The 14043-nt window shown below is 56.1% G+C and carries 4 protein-coding genes; all 4 read left to right on the forward strand.

The annotated features are described in order from the left end of the window. Positions 1-216 precede the first annotated feature (216 nt). Genes DW180_RS02695 through DW180_RS02710 form a run of 4 tightly spaced genes read left to right on the forward strand, consistent with a single transcriptional unit; the run spans position 217 to position 13776 of the window. Positions 217-1266: a hypothetical protein gene (locus tag DW180_RS02695; RefSeq protein WP_147351769.1), complete on the forward strand. Its 1050-nt coding sequence runs from the start codon at positions 217-219 to the stop codon at positions 1264-1266. Continuing rightward, entirely contained in the window at positions 1267-2106 is an 840-nt protein-coding gene (locus DW180_RS02700) for a hypothetical protein (RefSeq protein ID WP_118237303.1), read from the forward strand. A gap of 14 nt (positions 2107-2120) precedes the next feature. Further along, positions 2121-3065, forward strand: a complete 945-nt coding sequence (locus DW180_RS02705) for a hypothetical protein (protein WP_118237305.1) — start codon at positions 2121-2123, stop codon at positions 3063-3065. A 40-nt stretch (positions 3066-3105) separates the two neighbouring features. Next, positions 3106-13776, forward strand: a complete 10671-nt coding sequence (locus tag DW180_RS02710) for a hypothetical protein (RefSeq protein WP_118237307.1) — start codon at positions 3106-3108, stop codon at positions 13774-13776. Positions 13777-14043 lie beyond the last annotated feature (267 nt).

A 14043-nucleotide genomic window follows, 5' to 3' on the forward strand; every position in this document is an offset into this window, starting at 1 on the left:
ATGTCCTTGGCATATGGAAGAAGCTGCTATTCGTAATCTTTAAGACATCATTAAGGCTTGCGCTGTGGAGCAAACCGCAGGTCAATGCTATTCTTTTACCTTATCGTATGGTGTTGTATTCTGCCTGAATTCTATGCCTACGAGCAACGGATTGATCGCGACCAAGCGGAAAGGATGGCACGCCCGCTAGCAGGGCAAACGCAAGCGATGAGTGGCATGGACCGACATAGCGAGCTCCAGCAGCACAAGACGGCGGCCGAGTACCGCCAAGCTGCCGACGAGCACGCGCGGACCCTCAAGGATTTCTGGAAGGATTTCCTGGTGAGCGGTCTGTTTGTGCTGGCCGCCATCGTTGCCATCTTTGCATGCCTGGCCTGGTTTGCCGCGAATAACCGAGTGAGTGCCACGGGGAGCACGATCGCGGCGAAGGGCCCGCGGTTTGTGCTCTCGGGAACGCAGGGCGGCACGGCGGGTAAGTACGACACTCAGGACAACTACGCGTCGGACAGTACAAGCCTTGCCGTGAACAATCTTTTCAACCTCAATAACATGAGCGCCGATGGCGGTCTCTCTCCGGGGTCGGCCGGCCAGCTCCAGCTCAACGTCAGGCCGCTCTGCAATGACCTGCACGATATCACGGTGGAGATGACCTGGGAAATTTCTGTTCAGACGAGCGTTGCGGGCACGGGCGGCACTGCTGCGGATGCATCGAAAAACGAAGAGATCATCAACTCGCTTAAAGATTTGGTGCGCGGTCATATCCTGGTTTTTCAGGGCAAAGACGCCTCTGGCTTTTACTCGAATCCGCTGGTCCCTACGACCACCACGGTGACCCAGGACGGGGCCAGCGTCACCGTCATTACGCAGAGCTTTACCATCCCAAAGTCGAGCTTTTACGCTGCGGACTCAAATAGCACGACCGAAACCGTCACCAAAACCCTCTACTGGATTTGGCCGGAGCAGTTCAAGAGCTATGTTCACACGGGCAACGCCGGCTACGGTGGCAACCTTTTCGCTAACACAGGCGACGAGGGGGGATACACAACCCTCGTCGGCGACATCAACAATAACCACGCGCGCTATTTCCGCGCCGATAGCACGAGCGTGCCAGGTCAGGCGCCTAGCGCGGTTCCGCCTGTCGGAGCCGGCATGTCCTCTGCGGATGTGGAGACCTGCGCCAATTATTACAACAACGCCGACGAGATTATCGGCAAGAACGTCAAGTACATTCGCGTGCGCTTCACCGCCAAGGAGGCGGATAAATAAATGGACGAGCAGCTTAATGCCCGCGAGCAGGGCGATATCAAACACAACGAAGGAGCGGCAAACCCCGGCGGCAACGGGTTCGGCTCGCACGGCGAAGCGCGTCCGGCTGGCCGCATCGAGCGCATCAAGGCTTGGGTGAGCGACCACCGTCGCGAATCCCTGGCCATCGTGGGTCTGGTGGCCGTGCTTCTCGTGTTGCTGGGATTGACGCTCGGATGGTTCGTCGATGCCAATCGCGGCTCCACCGTCGGCAAGATCAAGGAGCCGGCAGAGCTCAAGGTGCTGGGCCCCAACGCTACGGCAGCCGAGCAGATCGACCTGAGCTACAACCCCGAATACGGCGATACCAAGACTGGCAGCACGGTGACGCTCAAGCGCCCGTTTTGCGTGCAGACGGGCGGCGACGGGTTTGAGCTGCAGCTTGCGAATACGACCAACATTAAAGGTCTCACTATCGAGCTGTATAAAGCCGAGAATCCGGGCCTAGGTGATACTCCCGACGTGAGCGGCACTGCGGGCGGCAAGCCCTATAGCTGGAAAATGTCTGGAACGGATCTGCTGAAGAGCTTCACGCCCATTAACGACCCGGGCGACGGCCTGGCAGCCGTGCCGGGCGAGGGCACAAGCGACCCTACATTCAAGGACTATCAAAACGTCCAGCGCAACGCGCGCCCGCTCTACCGATACAAGAAATTCGGCAAAAGCGAACTCAACGCCAAGACGCTCGACGGCTCGACTGGCAATGACACACTCAACTTTATCATCAAGCTTTCGTGGGACGAGAGCACCAAAGAGACCGACGTGATCTACCTGATAGCGCGCAACACGAGCGGTAAGTAGGAGAGGGGGCGCACATGGAGAAGCAAGAGAATCAGCAGGATGCCGAGTGCGAGCAGCTGGCAAAAAGCAAAAGCCTAGTCAAGAATAAGCTGGTTGTGGCAGCAATCGCACTTGTTTGTGCCGTGGCGCTCGTGGCGGGTGGCTACTTTACCTATTCCGCCTACATCGCCAACGGATTTCTTAAGTCCGTCGCCGCGACAGGCACCGCTCAGAGCCTGTTTGCGAGCGACCTGCTCACGGGCTACATGAGCGCGCCCGGCGATGCCGAGCTTGCCCGCGCCCAGCGCTCCGTTACGGTATATCCCAACAACAAGCAGTGCAGCTTCACCTTTAGCATCTATAACTATTTGCTGAGCAACAGCAACTTCTGCAACGATAAAAACGTGACGTATACCTTAACGGTCGAGGGGTGTGGGCTCGATGGCACCACGTGGAGTTATGCGCCCCAACCCGCCGGCAACGTCAAGCTTCCGGAGAATCAGCCCACCAAGCACGACTACACCGTGACGTTCCCTGAGGACAAGTTGGGACATGCCTACTTTGTGATTAAGGCCATGGTTGTTTCGAAGGAGAGCCCCGGCACCGAGCTCACCTGTCTGGCGGCGAAAGTCGTGCCGTCAAAGAAGGCCGAGGTCAAGACCGCGGCGGTCGAGGGCGCGCTGGTCGATGAGGCTGGCAAGTTTGCTGATTACGCTGCGTACAACTACCGCGTGACGGTTACGGGCGCACCGGCAAACGTCGAACTTAGGTGGGGGGAGAACGTGGAGATCGACCCGTTCTTTGAGATCAACCATGGCGCGACGGTGGATGCTGCAGCTCGCAAGGCTACGTTCACCATGGAGCCGGGTTCGATGGTCGTCAACTTTTACCGAGCGGACGGCAAAACGCCCGGTGGCTGGGGTGACCTGGGCATTAACGTGAGTGGAACTACCCTGACGGGCACGACGGAGACTCAATAACTCTGGAAGCAGAGTTTTTAGGATAAGAGGTACGGAATCGATGAGAACGGCAAAGCGCATACTCGCAGAGTTCATGACGGTGGTCATGGTGCTCCAAGCATGCTCGCCCACGGTGGTTGCTGTGGCGGCAGGCTGGCAGAACATCTCGAACGAGATTGCTGCCGCATCTGCGAAGGCGTTGGATACTGCCGAGGGCGGCGAGACCAACGGCGATGTCACGATCGGGTCTGGGTCGAGTGATACCGGCGCCGACAGCGACAGTGCTGGGGATGACGCGGCGAAGGATGACGCTGCAGCAGGCGATACCACCGATAGCGCTACGGGTTCCGATTCCACGGGCGACCAGACGGAAGACGACGATGCCGCTGACGATGCCGCCACTGACGACGCCGAGCAAGATGCCGATGATGCGACTTCGGAGGACGCTGATGCCCAGGCGGGTGCGACGATCACGGATTTGAATAAGCTCGTCGAGCTGCTCGAGAAGAACGGCGCGGAAAGCATCGTGCGCAAAGACGACGAGAGCGGAATCCGAAGCCTCGATGTCAAGTCGTCGGAGGCGTTCGCCGTCCTGTCTAACGCCGACGCTTCGCTTTACTATGATGCGCAGATCAAGGTTATCATCACGGGCGATGCGAAGCTCACCGAGTCGGCTAATAACGGCATGTCTTTCCAGGGTCTTGGCAGTGATGAATGTCCGTTTGAAGGCAGGATCTATAGGGACGTTGATAGTCCCGTCGAGCTTACGACTGATCGGACGGTTTTTAATAACCTCAAGCTGTCTGACCAAAACAAAACGGTCAGGATAAAGTGGGTAGGCGCGACTAGCTATAGCGCACCGATGGTCGCTTCGAAGGTCAGCGGTGCGGAAAACGGCGAAGAGAGCAAGACACTCATCGCGTCGGTTGACATCGTGGAACCCGTGAACGTTGATGTGAAGGATGCGACTTCCGCCTTGACGGCACCCCTCCTGGGTGCGACGACGGGCGACCTTGCTGCGAACGTTACCTATAGCCTCACCGATTCTCGAAAGAATCTCAACGCGAATGCGACGGGCAACATTGGCTTGATTGCCAACACGGTCGAGAGCGGGAGCTTGACGGTTGAGTCCGTCACGTTCCCCAACGATCTGACCTCAGGCGGAGCCGTCAAAACGAGCTCTGGCAACGCTGGCCTGCTCGTAGGCGAAGTCAAGGACGGTGCGACCCTGAGCATTGGCACTCTGGCAAACGTTCCCACCGCCACCGTCCAGTCTACGAACGGCTCCGCCGGTGGCGTTGTAGGACTCGTTGGCTCGAGCACGGGTGCCATGGTCAACGTCGCGAAAGCTCTCGACCTACACGCGCTCACCGTCAAGGGCACAACTGCCAGCGGCGGTTTTATTGGTAAAGCGACCGTGCTCACACTGGGCGCGGATAATAAGCAGATTGGGTGTCCTCTAAATATTGGCGACGAGAACAGCGCTTGCTCTGGTGGCGTTATCGGCGACGTGAGCTTTGCGCAAGGATTTGCCGTTACGTCCAATATGTTCGACCTGGGCGACCTTGTGACTCTTGGTGCGTCGCAGCGCGCCGGCGCTCTTTTTGGCATGGCCGATATCTCTAATGGAGACATCGTGGTGCAAGGCGGGACGTATAAGAGCAAACTCGCCTTACCAGAAGATGTTAGTGTCAACGGCAGCTACGGCGGCCTTGTCGGCAAGGTGTTCGCGACGAAAACGGACGACGACGGCGCTTTGCGCGCCTTTGTTGTTGAAAAGGATGCAGATAATAAGAATACGTGCTCAATTGAGTTTGACCTTGCGAGCAAGTTGTCCGACGCAGGCGGCGTTGTCGGCTATGTTGGCGATAGCGCAAATCCTAACTCGCAGCCCGTTGCCGTTGTCTTCAACGGCGTGACGGTTGCGTGCAAGGGAGATGCTTCGGCGCGAACGGGTACCGGAAAGTTCGGTGGCGCCGTGGGCGTTGTCGATACGCGCAATGTCCTTGACGTGCGAGATTTCAAACTTACAAGCGACAATCCTATCGGTAAGGCGCAAAGCAACCGTGCCGCGGGAATTGCGGGATCCGCGTGGAATGCTGTAATCAAATTCAGCGGCATCACGGATCTGTCGGGCGCAAGTTTTGCCGAGAACGCCACGACGGGTCAGCTCGTATACGAGAACCACAACGCGCTGATCTTCGCTGCCGGCAATGGCTCTAATGGTGATCTGGGAGACAAGGGCGCTGCGGTCTGGACCTTCAAGCGTAGCAACTCAGCCTCAAAGACGGACGACATCGCGACCTACGGTGAAGTTGTTCGTCTGGGCGGCGACTTCATTAAGCTTGATGTGGACACTCATAAGTTGACCTTGCCGGATTCGCTGACGGCAGCTAACGGTGCCTACGCCCTAACCACAGCTGAGGATTTCGCCAAGCTTGCGATTACCTGGCAAACCAACGGCTACTACTCGATGGTTGACGGCGTTACCGAAAACAACCTTAACGGCTTGCAGTCCTCGACCATTACGGTGAACGGCACTATTGATCTCAAGGGCACGGGCCTGACGGGTTTCACGCAGGATCGTGCAGACGGCTCGCAAGTTTTCTCGGGAACGTTGAACGGTGGCGGCACAATCAATCTTGCCGTCGGCGAGGCGTACGGCAAGCGTGGTGAAGACGTGCTCGACGGCAATAACACGAGCAACGGCAACGGCAAAATCTACCGCCACGGCCGCTTGGGCTTGTTCGCGGCCGTCAACGGTGCAACCATCTCCAACGTCACAATCGCTGGCTCCATGAAGTTCGATAACGGTTCGGCTATCGATGCCGGGTCGCTTGCGTGTGCCATCGTCGGCAACCTGTCATTGTCTGGCGTAACGTGCAAAACGAATATCGCGTGCGATGATACGTTTGCCAATGACGTGAACATTGGCGGTATTGCGGGCAGCGTGCTGGCGGCTTCTACGGTTGCGTTTAAGGATAACAGCAAGGCTCAAGCGACCATCGCTGCAACTAAAACGCTTAACGGCAATAGTCGCATTGGCGGCGCCATTGGTTATGCGGGCGATTATGGCTCGTCATTCAATGTTGCGGGCCTCGAAGTCGCCGGATCAATCGAAACTGGCGATTGCGCCGGCGGCAAGATTGCCCAAGTCGGTGGTCTTATCGGCTGCATCGCACAGAGTACCTACAATGCAGGGACAATAGCCAACTCAGCTGATAAGTACGTGAACATTTCGGGCCTTTCGTTCAATTCATTCGAAATGAAAGTCGGCAGGAACGGCGATAAGCTCAATGGCACGGGTGGTTTCTTGGGTTATAGCTGGGGCAACGCGGTCGTAACTATCGGAGATGAGAGCATTAACAAGAATGAAAACTCTTATGCTCTGAAAACGACCAACGCTTCTATAACCGCGACTGCGGATGATTCCAAGGAACTCGGTGGTCTTGTATACGCCGCGAGCGGCCACTGGATTATCAACAACTATGCCATCGATCTCTCGGGCACAACCATTAATGCGGGCGCCGCTCAGACGCTCGGCGTTCTAGTTTGCCGCGGCTGCAAGGTGGATGATAAGACGACATATGGCGTCGAGAGCTACCTAGGCCTGTACTTGGAGGACAGGGCTTATTGGGATACCGCCTATAGGGTGCCCACCGGCGAGGGGGCCATCGTTGCGTCGGGCGTAACGTCCTTCGATGAATGGGTTGGCAGCGGTGTAAAACCAAACAACGGCAGCAAGCTCATGGACGCCGACTGGAACACGGTCGTTTCGCTACACACACAGAAAAACAAGCTGGACATGGACGGCGATGCCACAAAAGACAACAGCTACCATAATCGCTCGTCTTTCGGTCGAAGCCAGAATACGAACGGCAATACCCGCTACTTCTACAACCTCGACATAGCCTCTAAGAATTGTGAAGGCGGCTTTAGTGGCAGTCAAATCGATACAGCGGAAAAGCTGCTCTTATGGTCTGCTTACCGTTATGCTCCCGAAGGTATTCGTTCGACAATCGTTCCCAATGGCACGACAGGGCTCGATGATTCCATAACCATAACGGGTACAATCGATTTGGCCGGCTACAGCTATTATCCCACTCAGCCGAGCGGAGAGGTGACGGTTGAGAATGCGACCATTACCTTCTGTTACTCCAAGATCAAGGCCGAGCAGAATGGCAACAAGCTAAATTCCGATGCTACCCAGCACGAGAACATGCACTGCGGTCTTTTTCGAACGGTGGCAAACGGCGATCTCACAGTAAAAAACGTCACTTTGCGTGGTACTGTTGGGCCCGTTATTAATGACGGAAAGAGCTCTGAAGACACTGATGGAGCAAGCGGAAGCTCTTCGGGCGCGCTCGTGTGCCGCTGCGTGTATGGGTCCAGCGACGGCAATGGCACCAAGATTAGAAAGATCTCAATTGATGGTCTTACGCTCAACAATCTGATTGTCGACGGCGCCAACAGCGCCACGGATGCTAACGCCTATATGCCTCTGCTCATCAACGAGATGCAGAAGTACGTGAGCCTGAACGCGAAGAATATCAAGACTACTGGGTACACGAGTGACACCAAGGCGGCTACGTCGCTGTTCGGAAAGCTTGGTGTAGGCAGTGAGGCCGATCAGGTGACGGCAAAGTTTGAGCAAATCAGCTTGCCCAGCCAAAAGAACAAAACGATCTTCACCCATGCGAGCCTGCTGGAGAGTTTTGGCTACGGAAGCACGAGCACGGGCTCTGCGGACTACACCTTTACTAAGGCCGATGCCGATGCCGATGCAGGCAAGGTGACATACGGATCTGAGATTGATGGGAGTACGGAGTACCCGGGCAAGCAGCTTTGGTATTACGACGAAGCGACGTATGGTGCCGTGAGCGGCTATGTGACGGTTGATGGTAAGAAGGACGGTGACGTCAGGCCTTGGTTTGGTGGCTATCTTCCTTATGTTTATAAGGGAAAGGCCACCGAGAGCGGCGTCCAATATCATGAAATTAAAGTCAACCAGCGCATTCCAAAGCTGGTAGAGGGATGCGGCACATATGGCGATCCGTATGCCGTTAAGGACGCGACTGAGATGAACGCCATCGCCAACTACATCAACAACCAAACTGCGCTCGACGGTTGGGAGGTCACCATTGCCGTCAACCAGAGTACGCTCTGTACTCGCCGCAGCGACAATAAAACCGACAATGAGGTTACGTACGTCTATAAGCAGGCGAAAGACACTGGGAAGAAGTGGGAAAAGAAGACCGGCGACACCACTGATCCTTCGGCCACACTTTCCGACGAGATGATGCACCGCTATATCCAAAGCGCGTACTACAGTATTGAACCTACCGGGGGTAATACGATCACCCTTGACGGCGCATCGTTTGGCGGTTTTGGCAACAAAGCCAACCCGTTCCGTGGCGTCATCGTTGGCAACCCTAAAGGTGATAAAAAGGCAACCATCAAGATAGAGAATAACGAGGGTTCGCTTCGCGGCCTTATTCCCTATAGTTACGGCAGCGTGGTGCGCGATCTGAATATTCGCTATGTGAACGCGTCGGCGACTATTACTTATTCTGCCAAGGATGCCGACGGTGTTCCGACGTCGTTCTTCGGTGGCGTTATCGGCTGCATCCTTGGCGGCGATAACATTATCGACGGTGTGGCCGTGAATGGGACAACGCCCGATAACTCCACAACCGGCTTTACGGTTGCTGGTGGCGGAACTAAGCCACATCTTGTTCCCATCGGCGGTTACGTTGGTGCCATTGCGGGCGGCGGTGTGATCTTCCGCAATATGTCAGGGACGTCTTGGCGCGCTGGAACCAGCGACAAGTCTCAGGGTCTTGGAACGGGCAACTTCCGGCAGTACGACAATCCCTACGTTGGTCGTGTGATTGATGGCTATGCCTTTAGCGAGGGCTGCAAAGTCGAAAACGGTAACGCTAACTACAAGATCAACGAGCTCACAAACAAGGGAGCTGCCTGCGTCACTACCACGGGCACCGACAACAAGTATATCGGCACTGATGCCGAGGCACCCGTGACCACGGTGGAAAACGCCCAGGGCCTTTTGGTGCTCTCGGCCATCATTAGCTCGGGTGCGGGTGCTGGAGCGGCACATACTGACTACGCTAATTATGGCGTGTTCCGCGGCTCCAAGGCGTACTGGGGCAGCGATAAGCAGGACCCGGCGATAAACGGCTACCTGTTTGGCAACAAGGAATATGGTAAGGTGCGAAATGCCAGCTACGACTGCGTGGGCAAGCCTGCGAGCGCTTCCGGCGATTTCGAAACCGCCAAAAACGATGACCAGAAGGCCCCGGGCAAACAGGGGTGGCACGGCCCGCTCAACCATGATGACGATGTAAATTCGCCCTACCTGGTGGCGTCCTACGCTGCCGACTACCAAACGGGCTACGTGTGCGCGTCGAAATCGATCGGCATGAGCCTGGAGTTCAAGGAAAATGCCACCTATGATATGACTGGCTACGGCACGGGATACGTGGGTCTCAGCGGCCGTTACTATTCCAATGCTTGCAGCTCGAACGAGGCGTCCACCGATCGCGACCGCATCACGCCGCACGTGGCAACGATCGACGGCAACGGGGCCACCATCACGGTGGGCACCAAAGATGCCACTTACGGCGTCGTCGAATATGCCGATGACGACTATAAGGTCTCGGGCGTGGGCGGCCTATTCAGCACCGTGATGTTCACCTCAACCAATGTGGGGCAGAGCGTCACCGCGAATGACGGCGCTCAGGTCAAAGACCTCACCTTTAGTAACTGCAACGTATCGCTCACGTACAAAGACGCCAACGGTAGCATTGCCTCGGGACCGGCATCGAACGACCTCATCGGCACCGGCCTTTTGGCGGGCGCAACGGCCAACTACGACGGCAACACGCGTGGCGTCTACCGCAACGTACAGATGAAGAACTGCACCGTGTTGGGCGCAAAGAGCGTAGGAGGGCTTCTTGGCAGCTCGGGCCGTACCAGCCGAAGGACGGATAACGACGTGACCTATATGGTCAATTTCGGCTCCGGCACGCAGGCGCCCGCGAATCTCTGTGACTGCTCATACACTGGCCTTAGCGTCACGGGCGAGAAGTACGTTGGCGGCTATGTGGGTGCGATCGCCTCGCCGTGCGGCGTGTGGACAACCGCGGCCACAGGGGTATACGAGAAGACTATTGGCAAAAACTCGACCATAACCGCCACGGGTACAACACCCTACGTGGGCGGCGTGTTCGGTTATACCTCCAGTAACGTATCGGTGAACACCAAAATTGGCATCACGGAAGCCGTCGCATCGAGCACGGCAGTCATCTCTGGGGTAAATGTACTCGCCACCGGGTCGAACACCGATAAGTACATGGGCGCCGGCGGTGTGGTCGGAAGCGCCTATAGAGGCGTTATTTCTATAAGCAACGTGCGCATTGATGCCGGAGGCGATGCCAAGAGCGCCATCATCGGCGATGCCACCGGAACGAACAATAGCATCCGTAATGCGGGCGGCTTGATTGGCGAGGTCACGAGCAGTGGCAGCCCCAACACGTACTGGTTTGAGGACTGTAGCGTCGAGAATATCAACATTGCCGGCACCGACCAATGCTCGGGCGGACTTATCGGCTACTACTTCAGCAATGTGAACATAGCCTGCAACAATATCGCGATTGAGAGCGCCACGATCAAGGGCAGGTGGAGCGGCGGTCTACTTGGCGCGATTAACAGCGGTGCCGACGTCATCAACGTCACCAACACAAAGGTATCTAACACAACGTTTGGCGGAACCTCCAACGGCGGCATTGCGGGCGACGGACGCGGCCAGTTCCATCTGGTAAACGTGCTCATGGACAGCAATACCTACAAATTGGGCTCTAAGCAGGGCGTGCTCTTAGGCGAGGTTGACACAAACGGCTATAGCCTCTCCGCAGCGGGCGTGAACGTAAAGCTCGGCAACGGCAAGACCACGCGTGATCTGCCGCCGATGGTTTACACGACCAATGCGGCCGCCGTAAACATGAAGTCGTATATCGCGTTTGGTGACTATAACGACACACTGGAAGCACCTGACAAGGGGATCACGCTCTACGGCGCGGACAATACCGCCACCACGGCAGCGAGCCCGTATGTGACCACGAGCCCCGTAAGCACGCTGGCGGCGCGTGCCTCCGACAACGACACCACCGATCGCTACCTGTTTGGCGACGGCGCCACCATCGACACCGCGGCGACCGTCCAGAGCGAGGCAGGCACCGGTGTTGCCGATCGCTACACCTACACGAATATCGGCGGCATTAATGACAACGGCGCCTATCAAAATAAGTCGAGCTACGATGCCTCATCCGTGGCCAGTAAGTTCAATTCGAATAATGATACAAGCAGCAACCAAGCCACAGCGGATTTCCCCGTTTTGGTGATCTCTGGCAACGACAACACGACGGTCAAGAGCTATCTAAACATCGTCACGAACGGCGGCTTCTCCGATGCCTGCAGATTGAATAACGAGAATGGCACCAATCCGCACGTGACGGCCAAAGCAGAGGTTTTCCAACTCAAGGACGGTGTGTTCGTTAAAGACGGTGACGCGTCGAACAATCCCACGCTTCGCGTAGTGAACAATGGCAAGAACAATATGTCGTTTAGCCCAAGCTCCGATTGGGACAACGGCAAAGGTCGCTTTACGCTCCTGACCGTTACCTTTACCGAGGCGGGTCAGAGCTACAACGTTCAGGTGCCGATCATCGTTAAGCGCAAGCTCGAGATCGATTTCACTGCAACGTATGATTACGGCACTCAATTTAAAGAAAAAGACTACGCTAACCTTGGAAAAGATGCACACGTGCTTACGAGCTTTGGCGAGCCGATGACGGGTCTGCTTACCTGGACATACAATTCTGCCAATGGGAAGGAAGTCGACTTTGGCTGGGACAGCTATATGGCTGCTGGCGGCTCGATGAAGGGGCTCGGCAAGAGTATCCTCTTCAATGGTGCCGACGGAAGGTTGCCCCAGGGCACCCAGCTTACGCTCATCGATGCGAACGTTGATGGCAAGGCCGGTGGCAGAGAGTATCACTATACGGTGGGCGAAGGCGGAGCAACGAGCGTTTCCCTGAGCGGAAACGACGGCTTTAAGGATTCTGCGGGCAATCCATATCAGGAGCGATGGCTGAGCGAGATCTTGGGTGTGTCGGCCACGCAGGATGGCGCCGGCACATGGACCGTGTGTGATAACGAGGCAGAGGCGACCGCTAAAGCGAAACTCGATGGCAAGTGGACGCTGTTTAAGGTTGCGGGTGCTGACGTTCCCAGCAACAGTCGCTATACGCTAAAGGTACCCAAGGAGAAGGATACCGGCAGAGAGAAGCGTGCATCGGAGAGCGTCTACCTAGTTGTCAACGTGCCCAAGTCGGGCGACGGCGTGACGCAAGCTAGTATCAACGGTTTTACGGCTTCGTCTATTGACTCGAATTCTTCGGGTGGCCGCATATCTTGGAATCTGCATCATGTTTTACGCACCGATGGCAGCGACGATATTCAAAACAGTACGGCATCGACATACAGCATCTTGTCCAATTATGAGCAGAATGTAGTCGACAAAAAAGATGGGGCGTGCATTCCGGTTTCGAAGTCGGAGGACGGTGCCGCCTACGTTCTTTCTCTCGATGTCATGGATACGGTTACGTTTAGCCCGAGCCAATACTATACAGAGAGCGACCATCTGTTCTATCAGCTCGATACATCGCTGTGTCGCTATGGCGCCAACAACAACCTAATGGGAGTAAGCAGTTTCCCGAGCGGAACTTCGGCAATTGCGAAGTTCTATGTTGCCATCGGCAATCAGAACTACAGGTGGAGTGGCAGCGATTGGGAGCCGTATGACGCTTCGACGCCTGCGTTTACACAGATTGTGACGGATACGGGTGATGACTCACTGAGGCTCACGCTCGACCATGACCTTGCCGGAATCCGCAAGCGTGCAGCGGGCGGATCCTTTACCGTGCGTACGGTAGTGGAAGAGATTCGCCTTACGCCGGACGGCTGCAACAAGGTTATCTCCCTGTCCAAGCAGTCTGGCGAGGACGCCTGTACCAAGATGTCCTATACCGCCAAGCTTTCGACGCGTAAGGAAGGCCTTAATACCTCGAGCCTGACGCAGACGAAGCGCGGTAACGTCGGATACTATCGCATGGACACGGGTGATACGACCATTACGCTTTCTGCGCCAGATAAGTCGCAGCTTGGCATTAACGTGGACGACCTGCGTCCGATCGCGAATGGCACGATTGGTCTGGGTGCCACGTATGAACTGGGTGGACTCAGCAACGCCGCCGAGGCAATTGCGAACGCAGACTCTGTTGTGTACACGCTCTCGCTTCAGCGCCGCGGAACCGACGGCACGTATGAGAGCGTAACGGATGATATCTCAAACTACGTAACAGTGACGGAGAGTAAGCTTGCCGCGGTCGCTCCCTCCGGTAGCACGATCACCTTCACTGACTCGAAGGAGAACGGCAAGTTCAAAACGAAGAACGGTAATACGACGTTTAGCCTGCCCTTTACCGTTAAGGTCAACACGCAGGTTGAACAGCGTGAGCAGTTCCACGCGAACTATCGCTTGGTGATGACAGCGAGCCTGGTTAAGGGTGACGTGGCGAGCGCAACGCCTCAATCGCCCGACTATGTGACCTATACGCTCACGAGGGTGAACCTCAACGGCATCGACCACTAGTTCCGAAGCCAACTGGCTTCGCAAAGGGGGCGGCAACCACCCGGTTGCCGCCCCTTTTCTTGTTCTCCTGGCCTGCTGCTGCCCCAGCTTCCCACCTAGCTTTCCAGCTTTCCACCTTAGGTGGTAAGTTAAGTGGAAAGCTGGAAAGCTAGGTGGAAAGCTGGAAAGTAAGTGGAAAGTTGACATGTAGGTGCGGGCTGAAGAGGGGTTAATAATTACACAAACCATACCAGCCAAACAAAAAGATACCAATCTGGTTGGTAAAAC

The organism is Collinsella sp. AM16-21 (assembly GCF_003471905.1).
Taxonomy (GTDB): Bacteria; Actinomycetota; Coriobacteriia; order Coriobacteriales; family Coriobacteriaceae; genus Collinsella.